This window comes from Roseateles sp., assembly GCF_019237615.1.
Lineage (GTDB): Bacteria > Pseudomonadota > Gammaproteobacteria > Burkholderiales > Burkholderiaceae_C > Pelomonas.
This window is the reverse complement of record NZ_JAFAGT010000066.1, coordinates 1-16,594: the sequence shown is the minus strand read 5'-3', so window position 1 is coordinate 16,594 and position 16,594 is coordinate 1. Positions and strand designations below refer to the sequence as shown.

Genomic DNA, 16,594 nt, shown 5'->3' with positions numbered 1-16,594 from the left:
GCGGCTCAGCGCGCCGGCACGGCGAAGCGGTAGTCCAGTCCCAGCACCAGGTTGTTGGCGCCATAGCGGCCACCGCCGGCGCTGCGGGCCTCGATGCGGCCGCCGCTCACGCTCATGGCCAGACGGTCGTCGAGCACATAGCGCAGGCCGGCGTTGATCTTGCCGCCCTTGCCATGCACGTTCGCGCCGCCCATCAGCTGCCCGAAGGCCTGCACGCGCTCGCCCGGCGCCAGCCGCGTCTGCACGCCCAGGCCCGCGAAGATCTCGGCGTAGCCAGGGTAGCCCAGGTAGGACGTGTAGGCCGCGGACGCCTGCAGCGGCAGGTAGAAGCGTTCGCTGACCGGCATGTCGATCTGCAGGCCGATCATGTGCAGCGCCGGCCGCTCGATGCCGCGATAGCGCAGCTGCGCGTCCGTCTGGTGCAGCAGCGTGATGCGCAGGCCTTCGTAGTGGGCCGGCGGCGCGCCGGCATCGCCGCCCTGGCCGGAGCGCAGATGGCGGGTCAGCGTCAGCCCGTACGTGGGGTTGCGCGAGCTGCCCTTGGGCGCCGTCAGGTAGCCCGCCGACAGCGCCACGCCCAGGGTCGGGTTCGGCGCATACTCGGCCGCGAGCTTGGGATACACGAGCAGCCCGGGCCCGGTGTCGATCTGCTCCGGCGCATAACCGCCGGAGCCCAGGCCCAGCTGTGCGTAGAGCCGCCAGGACGGCGAGACGCGCCAGCGCCAGCCCGCGCCGCCCAGCAGCTGGTTGTAGGTGGGCAGCCCGCTGTAGGCGCTGGCGAAGCTGGCGAACCAGTACAGCTGCGGCGTCAGGAAGTGGCTGAACTGGAACTCGCCCGTGCGCACCGTGCCGGCGTAGCTGCCCGTGGCGTTGAGCTGGCGGTAGTTGTCGAGCGAGAAGCTCAGCATGCTTTCGCCCATCTCGCGGGCGGCGCGCTCGTCGTCGGTCGCCGACAGAGGCTGGCCGCGCCGGGCATAGGAGCCGCTGAGGTAGCTGAAGGGCAGCTCCAGGAACAGGTTCAGCTGGCTGCCGTCGATGAGCGACTGGCGGAAATTGATCCGTGAAATGCCGGCGCCAAGCGTGTAGTCGCCGGCGTCATAGCCCAGTGCCAGTTGCCCGCGCACGAAGCTGCCGGTGCCGGACAGCCGCTTGGCATGCTCCGGGCTGCGCCCGCCGGCGCCGCCGCCCGCCGACAGCGTCGCCAGCGCCACGACCGGGCCGCCGAGGCGCCAGCGGCCCTGCACGCCGACGCTGGCTCCCATGAAGCCGCCATAGCGGCCTGAGACGAGCGGCGCCATCAGGCCGGCCCCGACGGCGATGCCCTCGGCCACCGGCAGATAGACGTGGAAGCCGGCCAGGTCGATGGCGCTGTCGCCCTGCACGCGCACGGTCTGGTAGTCCAGCATCAGCCGCGCCTCGTTGCGCCGCAGGGTCGAAGCCTCGGTGGAGGCCGTGTCCTGGGCCTGCGCCCCCGGGCAGAGCAGGGCGCTGGCTGCCAGCGCTGCCGCGGCCGCCCGCGCGAGAGCCAGGGGCGACGCCCACGACGGGGCTTGAGATGGCTGCACGTCTCGTCTCCTTCAACCTTGAGGTTTTCCTATCCCGCCCGCAGGGCGGACGGGGCACGCAATGCGCGGCCGCTCAAGTCCTGAAGGTCGAGACCAGCCGGACCAGCTCGTCGGCCTGCTGGCGCAGGCTCTCGGCCGCAGCCGCGCTCTGCTCGACCAGCGCCGCGTTCTGCTGCGTGGCCTGGTCCATCTGCGTGATGGCCTCGCCGACCTGGGCCACGCCCGCGCTCTGCTCGCGGCTGGCCGAGCTGATCTCGCGCACGATGCCGGCCACGCGGCCGATTGCCGAGACGACCTCCTCCATGGTCTCGCCAGCGCGGTTGACGAGGCCGGCGCCCTCCTCGATGCGCTCCACGCTGTCGCCGATCAGGCCCTTGATCTCGCGCGCCGCCTCCGCGCTGCGCTGCGCCAGCATGCGCACCTCGCTGGCCACGACCGCGAAGCCGCGGCCCTGCTCGCCGGCGCGGGCCGCCTCGACGGCGGCGTTCAGCGCGAGGATGTTGGTCTGGAAAGCGATCGCGTCAATGGTGCCGATGATGTCGCCGATCCTGCGCGAGCTCTCCTCGATGCCGCGCATGCGCTCGACGGCCTCGCCCACCACCGCGCCGCCCTGCTGAGCGACGCGGCTGGCGTCCTGGGCGAGGCGGTCGGCCTGCTCGGCGTTGTCGGCGTTCTGGCGCACCGTGGCCGACAGCTGCTCCATCGACGCGGCCGTCTGCTCCAGCGCGCTGGCCTGGGCCTCGGTGCGGGCCGACAGGTCGTTGTTGCCGGTGGCGATCTCGGAGCTGGCCGTGGCCACGCTGTCGGCGTTGTGCCGCACCGAGCCGACCAGGCCGCGCAGCGCCTGCTGCATGCGCGCCAGCGCGTGCGTGAGCTGGGCCGTCTCGTCACGGCCGTTGGCGCGGATCTCGCGCGACAGGTCGCCGCGCCCGACCTCCTCCGCCTCGTGGATGGCGGCGCGCAGCGGACCCACGACCGAGCGCGTGATCAGCCAGGCCGCCACGATGCCCACGGCCAGGCAGGCCACGGCCAGGCCCAGCATCGTCAGCTGGGTGCGGCGGGACTCCTCCATGATCTGGCCAGTCTCGGTGCGCACGCGCTCGCCCTGGAAGTCGGCGATGCGGCTGATCGCGCTGACATAGGTCTCGGCCGCCGGACGCATCCTGGTCTCCAGCGTCTGCAGCGCGGCGTCGGCCTCGCCGGCCTTGAGCTGGGTGAAGACCTGGTTGCGGATGTCGATGTAGGCCTTGCGGGCCGCCGCGATTTCCGTCAGCAAGGCCTTGCCGCGCGTGCTGTCGATGAGCTGGGTCAGGCCCTCCTGCAGCTCGTTGATGCGGGCGCTGGTGGTCTTGATCTGCGGCGAGAAGAAGTCGGCCACGGGGCCGGCGCCCCCGGCGCGCGCGACCGCATCGGTGCGGGTCACGTTGAGCTGGGTCAGCGTGCGCCAGTCCTGCGCCATCTCCTGGCGGCGTTGCAGCGACATCAGCAGGTCGATGTGAGGTCCGACCGCGCCGATCTGGCGATAGCTCAGCCCCACCGCGATCACCAGCAGCAGCAGCACGATGCCGAATCCCAGCACCAGCCGGGTTCCGATCCGCAAGGACTGAATCTTCATCGTCACCTCCGTGATTCCTTGACGACGGCGGGCAGCGTCGCGCGCACCCTGTCGGTGCGCTGACTCTACATGTCGCAGCGCAGGCGCAGGGCCAAGAAAAACACCGCCCCGTAGGGCGGTGTCGGAAGGGGGAGGCCTTGTGGTTCTCGCTCACGTCGCCGCGCGACATGAACTCCAGCCCAAGGCGGCCTGGTCGCCCAGGCGACGGCGGCAGGGCCTTACAGCCCGGCCGCAGCGCGCAGTGCTGCCGCCTTGTCCGTGCGCTCCCACGTGAACTCCGGCTCCTCGCGGCCGAAGTGGCCGTAGGCGGCCGTCTTGGCGTAGATGGGGCGCAGCAGGTCCAGCATCTGGATGATGCCCTTGGGGCGCAGGTCGAAATGCTCGTTGACGAGCTTGGCGATCTGCTCGTCGGGGATGACGCCGGTGCCCTCGGTGTAGACAGTCACGTTCATCGGGCGGGCCACGCCGATGGCGTAGGCGACCTGGATCTGGCATTGGCGGGCCAGGCCGGCGGCGACGATGTTCTTGGCCACGTAGCGCGCGGCGTAGGCGGCCGAGCGGTCGACCTTGGACGGGTCCTTGCCCGAGAACGCGCCGCCGCCATGCGGGCAGGCGCCGCCATAGGTGTCGACGATGATCTTGCGGCCGGTCAGACCGCAGTCGCCCTGCGGGCCGCCGATGACGAAGCGGCCGGTCGGGTTGATCAGGTACTGGGTCTCGGCCGTCAGCCATTCCTTGGGCAGCACGGGCTTGATCAGCTCCTCGCGGATGGCCTCGTAGAAGGCGTCCGTCATGCGGTCGCCCAGCGAGTACTCGGGCGCGTGCTGGGTGGACAGCACGACGGTGTCGATGCTGTGCGGCTTGCCGTCCACGTAGCGCATCGTGACCTGGCTCTTGGCGTCCGGGCGCAGGAAGGGCAGGCGGCCGTCCTTGCGGAGCTGGGCCTGGCGCTCGACGAGGCGGTGCGCGTAGTAGATCGGCGCGGGCATCAGCTCGGGCGTCTCGTCGCAGGCGTAGCCGAACATCAGGCCCTGGTCGCCGGCACCGGTGTTCAGGTGGTCGTCGGACGCGTGGTCCACGCCCTGGGCGATGTCGTTGCTCTGCTTGTCGTAGGCGACGAGGACGGCGCAGCCCTTGTAGTCGATGCCGTATTCGGTGTTGTCGTAGCCGATGCGCTTGATGGTGTCGCGCGCGACCTGGATGTAGTCGACGTGGGCGTTGGTCGTGATCTCACCGGCCAGCACGACGAGGCCGGTGTTGCACAGCGTCTCGGCGGCCACGCGGCTGCGCGGGTCCTGCTCGAAGATCGCGTCCAGGATGGCGTCGGAGATCTGGTCGGCCACCTTGTCGGGGTGCCCTTCGGAAACAGATTCAGACGTGAAGAGGAAGTCGTTCGCCACTTTTAAACTCCGGTTGCTTGGTTGACGGCGATCGCCGTTGCTCCAGAGGGTGCGGCGAACGCTTTAGCAGGATTTGTGAATCGCCCCGCAAGTAGTTCAATAACTCGGCGATGTGCCAATTATAGGAAATGGGTTGGGTCTTTCGCTTGCTGTCCCGCTTGCCCCTGGCTTTTCTGCACGCTTTGGGTGCCGGCCTGGGCTGGGTCGTCTATGCCGCCTCGGGCGTCTACCGGCGCCGTTTCCAGGCCAATGTGGCCCAGGCCGGGGTGGCCTGGGCGGATGCGCGGCCGGCGATCGCGGCGGCCGGGCGAATGACGGCGGAGCTGCCCTGGCTGTGGGTGGGCACCCGTGCCAAGCCCCTGGGCGACAAGCTGAGATGGGACGGCGGTGAGCTGATCGCGCAGGCCCTGGCCGAGAAGCGCGGCCTGGTCATGCTGACGCCGCACATGGGCTGTTTCGAGATCTGCGCGCAGGCCATCGCCGAGCGCTTCACGACGCCCGAGGCGCCCATCACCGTGCTCTACCGGCCGGCGCGCCAGGCCAGCCTGCGCGACGTGATGGCCGGATCGCGCGAGCGACCGGGCCTGGCCACGGCGCCGGCCTCGCTGGCCGGCGTGCGCCAGATGATCCGCGCGCTGCGCCGCGGCGAGGTCATCGGCCTGCTGCCCGACCAGGTGCCGCCGGACGGCCTGGGGGTCTGGGCCCCCTTCTTCGGCAAGCCCGCCTACACGATGACGCTGGCGGCCCGCCTGGTACAGCAGACGGGGGCGGCGCTGCTGCTGATCTGGGGCGAGCGGCTGCCCGGCGGCGCGGGCTTCGTCGTGCACGTGCTGCCCGCCCCCGAGATCGCGAAGGAGGCGTCCGCCGAGGACGCCGCCACGACGGTGAACGCCGCGATGGAGGGCCTGATCCGGCGCGCGCCGGGCCAATACCTGTGGGGCTATCACCGTTACAAGCAGCCACGTGGCCTGGACATCGGGGCGGCACCGGATAATCCGGCCCCATGAGAGTGCGGTTCACCAAGATGCAGGGCGCGGGCAACGACTTCGTCGTCATCGACGCGACGAAAGAGCCCTTCAGCCTGACGCCCGAGCAGATGCGGCGCCTCGGCGACCGCCGCTTCGGCGTCGGCTGTGACCAGATCCTGGTGATCGAGCCCGGCACGGATGCCGGCGCGGATTTCCGCTACCGCATCTTCAACAACACCGGCGACGAGGTGGAGCATTGCGGCAACGGCGCGCGCTGCTTCGTGCGCTATGTGGTCGACGCCGGCCTGACGGACAAGCGCGAGATCCAGGTCGACACGTTGAACCGCCGTCTGCGGCTGACGCTGCAGGACGATGGCCGGGTGACGGTGGACATGGGGACGCCGGTGTTCGAGCATGCCGCCCTGCCTTTCGATGCGAGCGGGCTCGAGCCTCGCGTCGTCAACGGCTTCGAGCTGTGGCCCATCGAGGGCGCCGAACTGGCCGTGCTGTCCATGGGCAACCCGCATGCGGTGCAGCGCGTGGCCGATGTCGAGGCCGCGCCGGTGCTGACCCAGGGGCCGCGCATCGAGCACCACGCGAGCTTCTCGCGGCGCGTGAACGCCGGCTTCATGCAGGTCCTGGCCCGCGACCGCATCGCGCTGCGCGTCTACGAACGTGACGCTGGCGAGACGCTGGCCTGCGGCACCGGCGCCTGCGCGGCCGTCGTCGCCGGCATCCGCCTCGGCTGGCTGGATGCCGCGGTCGAGGTGCAGACACGTGGCGGCCAGCTGCGCATCGAATGGGCCGGCGGCCAGAACCCCGTGCTGATGACCGGCCCGGCCACCCAAGTTTTTGACGGAGAAATCGAGCTGTGAGTTCCAACCCCGCCGCCGATGCGGTGCAAGGCATCACCGAAACCGACATCGCGAACTACCTGGCGGCCACGCCGGGCTTCTTCGAGCGCCACGCGGCGCTGCTGGCCACGGTGCAGCTGCAGCACCCGCATGGCGCGCGCGCCGTGTCGCTGCAGGAGCGCCAGGCCGAGATGCTGCGCGACAAGATCAAGGGCCTGGAGCTGCGCATCGTCGACATGATCCGCAACGGCCAGGACAACGTCGCCATCGCCGACCGCCTGCACCGCTGGACGCTGGCCGTCATGCGCGCCGCCGGCACGCCGGCCGAGCTGCCGCATGTGCTGCTGGCCGAGCTGCGCCACCAGTTCCTGATCCCGCAGGCCGGCCTGCGCCTGTGGGGCGTGGCGCCCGCGCACGCGACCTCGGAGTTCGCCGCCTCGGTCAGCGCCGACGTGCGCAGCTTCGCGTCCAGCCTGAGCCAGCCCTATTGCGGCGTCAACTCGGGCTTCGAGGCGGCGCGCTGGCTGGGCCTGAGCGAGAGCGGCGGCACGGCGACCTCGCTGGCGCTGATCCCGCTGTGCCAGCCGGGCGTCCACGAGGGCAAGCCCTTCGGCCTGCTGGTGCTGGGCTCGCCCGACCCGACGCGCTACACGGCCGAGATGGGCACGGACTTCCTGACCCGCGTCGGCGAGATCGCCAGCGCGGGCCTGGCGGGGCTGCTCGCCGCATGACGGAGCTTGCGCAGGACTTCCAGGACTTCCTGCAGCACGCCCGCGTGCAGCAGCGCCTGAGTCCGCGCACGCTGCGCCTCTACACCGACGGTCTGGCGCGCCTGCAGGCCATGCTGGCCGAGGGCGCCATCGAGGCGCGCTCCCTGAGCATCGCGCAGGCGCGACGCCTGGCGGCGCTGCTGCACCGCGAGGGCCTGGCGCCCAAGTCCATCGCGCTGCTGCTGTCGGTCTGGCGCAGCGCCTACCGCTGGCTGGGCCTGCAGGGCCGCGTCGCGCTCAACCCCTTCGACGGCCTGCGCGCGCCGAAGGCGCCCAAGCCCCTGCCCAAGGCGCTGGGCGTGGACGATGCGGTGCAACTGGCCAGCCATGTGCCCGACGAGATCGCCGACTCGCGGCTGGAGGCGCGTGACCGCGCCATCGTGGAGCTGCTGTACGGCGCCGGCCTGCGCGCGGCCGAACTGATGGGCCTGGACGTCCGGGCCAGCGGCCATGCGGCCGGCTGGGTGGACCTGGAGTCCGCCGAAGTGCATGTGCTGGGCAAGGGCGGCAAGCGCCGCAGCACGCCGCTGGGCCGCGCCGCGGCTGACGCGCTGCAGGCCTGGCTGGCCGTGCGCGGCCAGCTGGCGGCGGCCGGCGAGCCGGCACTGTTCGTCGGCGCGCGCGGCCATCGCGTGGCCGGCTCCACGCTGCGCGCGATGCTGTCCACGCGCGCCGTGCAGGCCGGCATGCCGGCCCACGTGCACCCGCACATGCTGCGCCACAGCTTCGCCTCCCACCTGCTGCAGTCCAGCGGCGACCTGCGTGCGGTGCAGGAGCTGCTGGGCCATGCCCACATCACCACGACCCAGGTCTACACGCAGCTGGACCACCAGCACCTGGCGCGCATCTACGACGCGGCGCACCCCCGAGCCAAAAAATGAGATTCCGACTTGCCGCGCTGGTGGCCCTGCTGCCGACGACGACCTGGGCCACGCCCGACGACGCACCCTTCGCGCGCATCCAGACCGTGCGCCCCGCCGCGATCGAGGGCAACTGGACCAGGATGAAGATGCCCGACGGCGGGCGCACCGCGTTCGCGTCCATCAGCTACCTGATGGCGCTGGACGACGACTGGGGCTTCGGCCCCGGCTTCTACGGCGCGGCCAAGGGCAGTTACGGCGGCATCTTCACCGTCGGCTTCACAGGCCAGCGGCGCTGGCGGCTGTCGAGCAACACGCATCTGGCGGCCAGCCTCTACGTCGGTGCCGGCGGCGGGCTGTCGAACGAGCAGATGCGCTTCGGTGGCGGGCTGATGCTCAGGCCCGAGCTGTCGCTGCGCACCGAGGCCGGCGCCTGGTACTCCGGCGTCGGCATCTCGCAGATCCGCTTCCCCAGCGGCAACGTGAAGAGCGGCGTGGGCCTTGCGTTCACGCTGGGCCGGGCCATGGACTTCTCCAGCTTCTCGCCCGCCGATGCCGGCCAGCCGGGGCGCGCGACGCGGCGCACCGGCCTGGGCTTCGACGAGATCTCGCTGGTCGGCGGCTTCGAGAGCCCGAGCGGGTCCAGCCTGACCCGCAGCGGCGCGCCCTATGCGGGCAAGGTCGGCAAGGCCGGCGCAGACCTGCGCCAATACATCGCCGAAGGCAGCTGGTGGGGCTTCGAGGCCGCCGGCGCGGCTAAGGGCGGTGTCGACGGCTACATGGAAGTGCTGGGCCAGATCGGCCAGGACTGGGGCCTGTTCGGCTCGCCGCGGCTGCGCGTGGGCGGGCAACTGGGCCTGGGCCTGGGCGGCGGCGGCAATGTGGACACCGGCAACGGCTGGCTGCTGCGCGCCGGCCCCACGCTGCGCTGGATCACGCCCTGGGGCCCCAGCCTGCGCATAGACGTGGGCCGCACCCATGCGCCCAGTGGCAGCTACAGCGCCAACTTCCTGCGCGCCGCGCTGAGCATGCCGCTGGACCAGCGTCCCAACTGGACGGTGGGCGACGACGCCGGCGGCACGGTGCGCGTGCAGCAGCTGGGCGCCAGCGTCATGCACCTGCCGCGCGTGCGCTTCAAGGACGGGCGGCGCGAGGCCGTCAGCCACCTGGCCGTGAACCTGTCGCGCGAGTTCTCGCCCTGGCTCTACGGTGCGGCCCAGGCCGGCAGCGCGGCGGCCGGCAGCGCGGGCGCCTACTCCTTCGGCCTGTTCGGCCTGGGCCTGCAGAGTCGCCCGCTGCTGGGGGACATGCGCGTCGGCGCGGAATGGCTGGTGGGCGCGGCCGGCGGCGGCGGCGTCAAGGTGGGCGGCGGCGCCGTGACCCAGGCCGAGCTGTGGGCGCAATGGCCCGTCGGCGAGCGGCTGCGGCTGCGCGCCGGTGTCGGCGAGTTCCGCACGATGCGCGGTGCCGACCAGTCCACGCCGCTGCTCCATCTGGCGCTCAGCTACGCCTACGGGACATTGCAGCGATGAAGAAGATCACGCTTCGGACGGGCAAGGAGCGCTCCCTCGTCAAGCGCCATCCCTGGGTGTTCGAGAGCTCCGTCGCGCGCGGCGGCGGCGACTCGGGCGAGACGGTGCGCGTGGAGTCGGCCGACGGCGCCTTCCTGTGCTGGGCGGCGTTCAGCCCGCAGTCGCAGATCCGCCTGCGCGCCTGGAGCTTCGACGAGGCGGAGCGCATCGACGCCGCCTTCTTCCAGCGCCGCATCGCCCAGGCGCTGGCGATGCGGGCGCGGCTGGCGGTCGCGTCCGACGCGGTGCGCCTCATCCACGGCGAGGCCGACGGCCTGCCCGGGCTCATCGTGGACCGCTATGTCGACACGCTGGTCGCGCAGTTCACCAGCGCCGGCGTCGAGCGCTGGAAGGGCGTGATCGCCGACGCGCTGCTGGCGGCAACCGGCCTCACGCGCCTGTACGAGCGCTCCGACGCCCAGGCCCGCGAGTGGGAAGGCCTGCCGGTGCAGACGGGCTGGCTGCGCGGCGAAGGCGAGACCGCGATCACCATCCGCGAGCACGACTGGCGGTTGACGCTGGACGTGGCCCAGGGCCACAAGACCGGGTACTACCTGGACCAGCGCGACAGCCGCCGCCGCTTCGCCGACGCGGTGAAGCAGTACGGCTGCCAGACCGTGCTGAACTGCTTCAGCTACACCGGCGGCTTCTCGGTCGCGGCGCTGGCCGGCGGCGCGGGGCAGGTCGTCAGCGTGGATTCGTCCGGCCCGGCGCTGGAGCGGGCCAAGGCCCATGTCGCGCTGAACGGCTTCGACGCGGCCCGCCACGAGGCCTGGGACGCCGACGTCAACGCGACGCTGCGCCGCTGCCTGGCCGAGGGCCGGCGCTTCGACGCCATCGTGCTGGATCCGCCCAAGTTCGCGCCCACGGCCGCCCATGCCGAGCGCGCCGCGCGCGCCTACAAGGACATCAACCGCCTGGCCTTCATGCTGCTGAACGACGGCGGCCTGCTCTACACCTTCTCCTGCTCGGGCGGCATCGCGCCGGACCTGTTCCACAAGATCGTTGCCGGCGCGGGCCTGGACGCGGGTGTGGACGGCTACATCGTCGAGCGGCTGTCGGCTGCGGCCGACCACCCGCAGACCGTGCGCTTCCCCGAGGGCGACTACCTGAAGGGCCTGGGCATCCTGCGGCGCTGAGCGGCGTCAGCGCGCGCCGGGCAGGCCCAGCCGCGTGTCGAACTTGGCCCGCTTCACGCTGAAGAAGGCCTTGATGTTGCGCACGTTGGCGTCCTGGGTCAGCAAGCGCTGGGTGAGGGCGTGATAGGCCGGCATGTCGGCCACCTGCACGACGAGGACGAAATCCGGCCCCGGCGACACGCGCCAGCATTGCTGCACGGCCGCCTCCTGCACGGCCCGGGCCTCGAAGGCGTCCAGGTGCTCGGCGCCCTGGCGGTCCAGCGTGATCTCCAGCAGTGCATGCAGGCCGACGCCCAGCCGGTCCGCCGACAGGATGGCCACGCGCCGCTCGATGACGCCGGCATCGACGAGGCGCTTCACGCGCCGCAGGCAGGTGGCTGGCGACACCGCCACGCGGGCGGCCAGGTCCTGGTTGCTCAGCGAGGCATCGGCCTGCAAGGCGTCCAGCAAGCGCAGGTCTATGGCGTCAAACTCTTCATTCATGGCTTGAATGCGAAAGAAAGTTTCATCTCGAATGATGCAAGAAATTTTCCATCATTTGTTAATGAAATTTGCATGCATATGCCATGCTGGCTTGCCTAGCATGGGCCCTTCCTCAAGGAGAGTCACCCATGTGCGGCATCGTCGGCGCGGTCAGTCAGCGCAACATCGTCCCCATCCTCGTCGAGGGCCTGAAGCGCCTCGAGTACCGCGGCTACGACTCCTGCGGCGTGGCCGTGCACCAGGACGGCGGCCTGAAGCGTGCCCGCTCCACCTCGCGCGTGGCCGAGTTGCAGGCCCAGGCGGACCAGGACGGCATCTCGGCCGGCACCGGCATCGCCCACACCCGCTGGGCCACGCATGGCGCGCCGGCGGTGCACAACGCCCATCCGCATTTCTCGGCCGGCCCGAACGCCGGCACGGACGGCGTCGGTCGCATTGCGCTGGTCCACAACGGCATCATCGAGAACCATGACGAGCTGCGCGCCGAGCTGACGGGCCGCGGCTATGCCTTCGCCAGCCAGACCGACACCGAGGTCATCGCCCATCTGATCGACCATCTCTACGACGGCGACCTGCTGGACGCCGTGCAGCAGGCCCTGCCGCGCCTGAAGGGCGCCTATGCCGTGGCGGTGTTCTGCCGCGACGAGCCGCACCGCGTCGTCGCCGCCCGCGAGGGCTCGCCGCTGGTGCTGGGCGTGGGCGAGCAGGAGAACTTCGTCGCCTCCGACGCGATGGCGCTGGCCGGCGTGACCGACCAGATCGTCTACCTGGAGGAGGGCGACGTCGTCGACCTGCAGCTGGGCCGCTACTGGATCAGCCGCCAGGACACGACCACGGGCCGCTACGGTGCCGTGCAGCGCGAGGTGAAGACCGTGCACGCCCACAGCGGCGCCGCCGAGCTGGGGCCCTACCGCCACTACATGCAGAAGGAGATCTTCGAGCAGCCGGTGGCCATTGCCAACACGCTGGACGCGGTGGCCGGCATCAGCCCCGAACTCTTCGGCGACGGCGCCTACCGCGTCTTCAAGGAGGTGGACAACGTCCTCATCCTGGCTTGCGGCACCAGCTACTACTCCGGCTCCACGGCCAAGTACTGGCTGGAGAGCATTGCCAAGATCCCGACCAGCGTCGAGATCGCCAGCGAGTACCGCTACAGGGACAGCGTTCCGAATGAGCGCACGCTGGTCGTCACCATCAGCCAGAGCGGCGAGACGGCCGACACCATCGCCGCGCTCAAGCATGCCCGCGCGCTGGGCATGCAGCACACGCTGACCATCTGCAACGTGGCCACCAGCGCCATGGTGCGCGAATGCGAGCTGGCCTACATCACGCGCGCCGGGGCAGAGATCGGCGTGGCTTCCACCAAGGCCTTCACGACCCAGCTAGTCGGCCTGTTCCTGCTGACGCTGGCGCTGGCGCAGACGCGCGGCAGGCTCAGCGAGGCCGACGAGGCCGCGCACCTGAAGGCGCTGCGCCACCTGCCCGTCGCCGTGCAGGCCGTGCTGGCGCTGGAGCCGCAGGTCATCGCCTGGAGCGAGGAGTTCGCGCGCAAGGAGAACGCGCTGTTCCTGGGCCGCGGCCTGCACTACCCGATCGCGCTCGAGGGTGCGCTGAAGCTCAAGGAGATCAGCTACATCCATGCCGAGGCCTACCCGGCCGGCGAACTCAAGCATGGCCCACTGGCGCTGGTGACGGCCGAGATGCCGGTCGTTACCGTGGCGCCCAACGACGCGCTGCTGGAGAAGCTCAAGAGCAACATGCAGGAAGTCCGCGCCCGCGGCGGCCAGCTCTATGTGTTCGCCGACGGCGACACGGCCATCGAGAGCGAGGCAGGCCTGCACGTCATTCGCATGCCCGAGCATTACGGTGCGCTGTCACCCATCCTGCACGTCGTGCCGCTGCAACTGCTGGCGTACCACACGGCTTGCGCGCGGGGGACGGATGTGGACAAGCCGAGAAACCTGGCGAAGTCTGTGACGGTGGAGTGAGCGGCGCGGGTGGGGTGACGAGGGGTTTTGTGGTGAGAAATCGCTGTACTACCAAACTTAAAAAGGTAGTATAGAAACATGTTCATCGACAACAGCCTGGCAGCCCAGGCCGCCTACTCCTCCGTGCTGTCGGCAGCTCGCATGGCGCAGCTCAATCGCTCGCCGGCGGATCTGCCGGGCGGATTCACGTCCAAGCGGATCCACGGCAAGCAGTACTGGTATTACCAGCGCAAGGGCCCGGCCGGCCTCGAGCAGATCTACGTCGGGCCGGACGACGTAGCAACCCGCACGCTGATCGAAGCCGGTCGCAACGAGACCGCGAGCGCAAACCAGGAGCACTTGCGCAAGCTGGCCAACGCGGCCGCGGCACTGGGCTGCTACACGGTGGCGCCTAAGCATTTTCGAGTTCTCAAGCGGCTGGCTGATCACGGGGTGTTTTCTGCAGGCGCGCTCGTAGTGGGCACGCATGCCTTCCTGGCCTACCAGAACGTGCTCGGGGTGATCTGGGGGGATCCGGGCCAGACGGTCGACCTGGACTTCGCCCATGCGGGCCGCAATCTCTCGCTGGCTCTGGCGCCTGACGCCCGTGTCGACGCCCACTCGGCCATCGAGTCGCTGCAGATGGGATTCGTGCCGGTGAACTCGGGAACGCGCTACGTCAAGCCGGACGAGCTGGACTTCGATCTGGACTGGCTGACCTCCAGGACGCGCACGGGCGATGAACCGGTCGACTGCCGCGCGCTCAACGTGACGCTGCAGCCGCGGCGCTTCATGGAGCTGGCGCTCGAGGCGCCCATCCCCGCGGCACTGCTGGGCGGTACCTCGGCCATCGTCGTCAACCTGCCGGCGCCGGCCACCTACGCCGCGGGCAAGCTGCTCGTGGCCGCCGAGCGCACCGGGGACAGTCGGTCCAAAACCAAGAAGGACATCGCCCAGGCTGCCGCGCTGATCGACTACTTCCTGCAGCGCGATCCCGACAGCATCGTGGAGATAGTCGCCCAGACGCGCGCCCGCGGACCGGCCTGGCGCAAGGCCTTGGACGTGGGGCTGGAGGCCTTGCAGCGCACCTGGCCCCGGGTCGGTGAGGGCCTGGCGGCCGCTACCGAACAGAGGCAGTAGCAGCTACTAGGCAAGCCCTTGGCGCCGGCGCTCGGCTGCAAGGCGGTCCATCTCCGTGTTGGCGATCTCCCCACCATGTCGATCCGGGCCGAACTGGCTCAGACTCATGGCGTTCGGGTCGTTGACCCGCAGCCACCGTCCGAAAACGTCCTTTAGCCTGAAGTTCCGCCTTCGCCCATCAGGCCCGGCGCCGCAATGACGGGGATGTTCGGACACTCACGAGTTGCTGCCGTGGGTGGTTGCGGCACAGTGGGCGGACGAAGCCAGCGCGAAGGACATGCCGCTGGCGGCCTGAGCGCAAGCCCAGCGGGCATCGGCAGAATGTGCGCATGCGCATCAAACTGATCGAAGAGCTGCCCATGGCGAGCAGCGCCGAGCTGTACCAGCTCAGTTGGGTCATCGAGCAACTGCTGGCCGACCCAAGACGCATCGTCCAGGCGCGTGCGCAGTTGCACACCGGCCAGCAGGTCCAATACCTGCAGTGGGCAGACGGGAAGCTGCACTCGGGACGAGTCGTCGGCATGCACGGGGACCACGTGGCCATCCATGATGCGGCCTACAGCAAGCCCTTCAAGGTCCACTACGGGGCGATCATCGCCGACCCTGGCGCGACATCGACCGGGAGTGACTCGGCCTCAGCGGCGGAAGTCAAACCTGACAAGCCGCGTCCGCCACCCGAGATCGCCGGTCGTACCGACTTCCGCGTCGGCAACCGCGTGACCTTCACCGACACGAATCTGCAGCACCGCGTTGGCCTGATCGTGCGCGTCAATCAACACACCGCCACACTGGACAGCGACGGCCAGAAATGGCGAGTCGCCTTCGGATTGCTCCGACATCTCGTTGACGTCTGATCGACGCGGGGCCGACCAGGGGTGTTCGTCGGACTATTACATTGCAAGCAGCTTTTGGCGATCTGAGCAGGAGTCAGGGCTGCAGTCTTATATCCGGCCTGTAGTGCAGGCGAACAAGCCTGCCGGCCCTGATGGCATTCGCCGACGAGGCTCCCATCTGCAGAGCGAGCTTGATGCTCGGCGGTCTCGTCGGAGTGTCCTCGTCCTGTCGATCAGCATCGCTGGCAGTCGCTCTTGTGCCTCCCGCAGAGCTGCCGGCAGTTCCTTGAGCAAGGCGCGATGGCCTTCCGGCAGCACGATGCCGAACTCGTAAAGGATTCCACGCAGCTCGTTGGTCTGCATGATGCGCGCCTTCATCAGTTGCGCGCGCAGCCGATGCAGCGCCAGTGCGCCTCGTTCTTGACGGGGACGAAGCGCATCCCCGGTTGCTGGCTGGCCGTCCAGATGGCCTGCGCGTCGGCGGCATCGGCCTTGTTGCCATGAACGAAGGGGCGAACTTTCTTGGGCAGCACCAGGCGCGCGTCATGCCCAAGCTTCGACAGCGCGCGGCTCCAGCACGACAATTGCCGGCGAGCGGTTGGCGAACCAGGACAGAACCTGAGCACGTCGGAGCTTCGCCTGCTCCATGCAGCCGCTGTCCGGTTCGACCCAGTGCAACTGGAACACCTTATCGATTGCGATCACGTTGACGTCCATGGTGAAGCCTCCGCCAGTGGATTGAGGGCCATTTACTCTGGCACATCGATTCCCGCATTGGGTGCCCCCACCGCGACGCCTATCGGTGCCGGAGGGAGGCGCCCAATAACTTCCCGGATGCGCGAAATCGGTGACTGCGGTGCAATTGCCGCATGGAAAGCTTCTTCCTGATGGGTGCGAAGCCGCTGGTCCAGGGCTCGCCGACCCCGACGATGAAGTTGCACGAGTTGCTGGACTGGGCCGAGATCGGGTACTCCTCCCACAGCAACTGCAGCGTCACGCCCGGGCGCTTGAGCTCCTGGTGCAACGCTGCGTAGTCGGGCTCGCGCCGGGTACTGCTGCGCGGACGCGACGGCGGGTATGCCTGGCCTGCAGCTCATCGTCGCCGAGGGTGCGGGCCAGCGCCCAGTCCACACCGGCATCGCGCGCGTACATCGCGATGTCGCCGACGGTGGACTTGCTGATCCCCAGGGCGGCGGCCACCTGCCGCGCGCTCAGGCTGGCATCGGCCAGTAGCTGAAGTGCTTGTCTGATCTTGCTCATGAGGACCATCCCTTTCAAGGTCTTTTCCCGAGGGCTAGTTTGAGCACACGGGCGGTGGAGACATGGGAGCGAGCAATGGAGCCTTCGACATAGCCCCTGGCTTGTGCCGCCTTGGGCGCGCGCTTGGAAGTGGCCAGTTGCTTAGGGCTCATGCGCTCGGCCAGCAGCA

General features: G+C 69.7%; 16 protein-coding genes. 9 read left to right on the top strand and 7 right to left on the bottom strand.

What is annotated here, in order from left to right:
* Window positions 1–5: 5 nt before the first annotated feature.
* From JOY88_RS13155 to metK, 3 genes are all read right to left on the bottom strand, one after another.
* The gene (locus tag JOY88_RS13155) at window positions 6–1,565 is read right to left on the bottom strand and encodes a hypothetical protein (RefSeq protein WP_293503080.1); all 1,560 of its coding nucleotides are present in this window, start codon (window positions 1,563–1,565) and stop codon (window positions 6–8) included.
* A gap of 73 nt (window positions 1,566–1,638) precedes the next feature.
* Window positions 1,639–3,180: a methyl-accepting chemotaxis protein gene (locus tag JOY88_RS13150; RefSeq protein ID WP_293503079.1), complete on the bottom strand. Its 1,542-nt coding sequence runs from the start codon at window positions 3,178–3,180 to the stop codon at window positions 1,639–1,641.
* 218 nt (window positions 3,181–3,398) lie between these two features.
* Complete coding sequence (gene metK, locus JOY88_RS13145; RefSeq protein WP_293503078.1) at window positions 3,399–4,580, bottom strand: methionine adenosyltransferase; 1,182 nt, start codon at window positions 4,578–4,580, stop codon at window positions 3,399–3,401.
* Window positions 4,581–4,708: 128 nt separating this feature from the next.
* Between metK and JOY88_RS13140 the strand changes: the two genes are divergently transcribed.
* Genes JOY88_RS13140 through JOY88_RS13115 form a run of 6 tightly spaced genes read left to right on the top strand, consistent with a single transcriptional unit; the run spans window position 4,709 to window position 10,742 of the window.
* A complete protein-coding gene (locus JOY88_RS13140; RefSeq protein WP_293503077.1) occupies window positions 4,709–5,587 on the top strand; it encodes a lysophospholipid acyltransferase family protein in 879 nt (292 codons plus the stop codon).
* A complete protein-coding gene (gene dapF / locus JOY88_RS13135) occupies window positions 5,584–6,423 on the top strand; it encodes a diaminopimelate epimerase (RefSeq protein WP_293503076.1) in 840 nt (279 codons plus the stop codon). The genes JOY88_RS13140 and dapF overlap by 4 nt, the downstream gene beginning before the upstream one ends.
* On the top strand, window positions 6,420–7,133 hold the full coding sequence (locus JOY88_RS13130; RefSeq protein ID WP_293503075.1) for a DUF484 family protein: 714 nt from the start codon (window positions 6,420–6,422) through the stop codon (window positions 7,131–7,133). The genes dapF and JOY88_RS13130 overlap by 4 nt, the downstream gene beginning before the upstream one ends.
* Complete coding sequence (locus tag JOY88_RS13125) at window positions 7,130–8,053, top strand: tyrosine recombinase XerC (RefSeq protein WP_293503074.1); 924 nt, start codon at window positions 7,130–7,132, stop codon at window positions 8,051–8,053. The genes JOY88_RS13130 and JOY88_RS13125 overlap by 4 nt, the downstream gene beginning before the upstream one ends.
* The gene (locus tag JOY88_RS13120; RefSeq protein WP_293503073.1) at window positions 8,050–9,564 is read left to right on the top strand and encodes a hypothetical protein; all 1,515 of its coding nucleotides are present in this window, start codon (window positions 8,050–8,052) and stop codon (window positions 9,562–9,564) included. Before JOY88_RS13125 ends, JOY88_RS13120 begins: the two co-directional genes overlap by 4 nt.
* Window positions 9,561–10,742: a class I SAM-dependent rRNA methyltransferase gene (locus JOY88_RS13115; RefSeq protein ID WP_293503072.1), complete on the top strand. Its 1,182-nt coding sequence runs from the start codon at window positions 9,561–9,563 to the stop codon at window positions 10,740–10,742. The genes JOY88_RS13120 and JOY88_RS13115 overlap by 4 nt, the downstream gene beginning before the upstream one ends.
* A gap of 6 nt (window positions 10,743–10,748) precedes the next feature.
* On the opposite strand, the gene JOY88_RS13110 is transcribed toward JOY88_RS13115, so the two are convergent.
* Window positions 10,749–11,225 carry an Lrp/AsnC family transcriptional regulator gene (locus JOY88_RS13110; protein ID WP_293503071.1) on the bottom strand — a complete coding sequence of 159 codons (477 nt, stop codon included), beginning with the start codon at window positions 11,223–11,225 and terminating at the stop codon, window positions 10,749–10,751.
* Between the two features lie 128 nt (window positions 11,226–11,353).
* Here JOY88_RS13110 and glmS point away from each other — a divergent pair, with 128 nt between their 5' ends.
* The 3 genes from glmS to JOY88_RS13095 all read left to right on the top strand — a co-directional run bounded on the left by glmS (window position 11,354) and on the right by JOY88_RS13095 (window position 15,186).
* Window positions 11,354–13,213, top strand: a complete 1,860-nt coding sequence (glmS, locus tag JOY88_RS13105) for a glutamine--fructose-6-phosphate transaminase (isomerizing) (RefSeq protein ID WP_293503070.1) — start codon at window positions 11,354–11,356, stop codon at window positions 13,211–13,213.
* A gap of 78 nt (window positions 13,214–13,291) precedes the next feature.
* Window positions 13,292–14,332 (top strand): GSU2403 family nucleotidyltransferase fold protein, encoded by a 1,041-nt coding sequence (locus tag JOY88_RS13100; RefSeq protein WP_293503069.1) that lies wholly within the window; start codon window positions 13,292–13,294, stop codon window positions 14,330–14,332.
* 329 nt (window positions 14,333–14,661) lie between these two features.
* Window positions 14,662–15,186, top strand: coding sequence for a hypothetical protein (locus tag JOY88_RS13095; protein ID WP_293503068.1), 525 nt, complete (start codon window positions 14,662–14,664; stop codon window positions 15,184–15,186).
* A gap of 356 nt (window positions 15,187–15,542) precedes the next feature.
* Here the strand turns inward: JOY88_RS13095 and JOY88_RS13090 are convergent, their stop codons facing one another.
* From JOY88_RS13090 to JOY88_RS13080, 3 genes are all read right to left on the bottom strand, one after another.
* On the bottom strand, window positions 15,543–15,698 hold the full coding sequence (locus JOY88_RS13090; RefSeq protein ID WP_293503067.1) for a hypothetical protein: 156 nt from the start codon (window positions 15,696–15,698) through the stop codon (window positions 15,543–15,545).
* Window positions 15,699–15,708: 10 nt separating this feature from the next.
* The gene (locus tag JOY88_RS13085) at window positions 15,709–15,882 is read right to left on the bottom strand and encodes a hypothetical protein (RefSeq protein ID WP_293503066.1); all 174 of its coding nucleotides are present in this window, start codon (window positions 15,880–15,882) and stop codon (window positions 15,709–15,711) included.
* A 276-nt stretch (window positions 15,883–16,158) separates the two neighbouring features.
* A complete protein-coding gene (locus tag JOY88_RS13080) occupies window positions 16,159–16,425 on the bottom strand; it encodes a helix-turn-helix domain-containing protein (protein WP_293503065.1) in 267 nt (88 codons plus the stop codon).
* Window positions 16,426–16,594 lie beyond the last annotated feature (169 nt).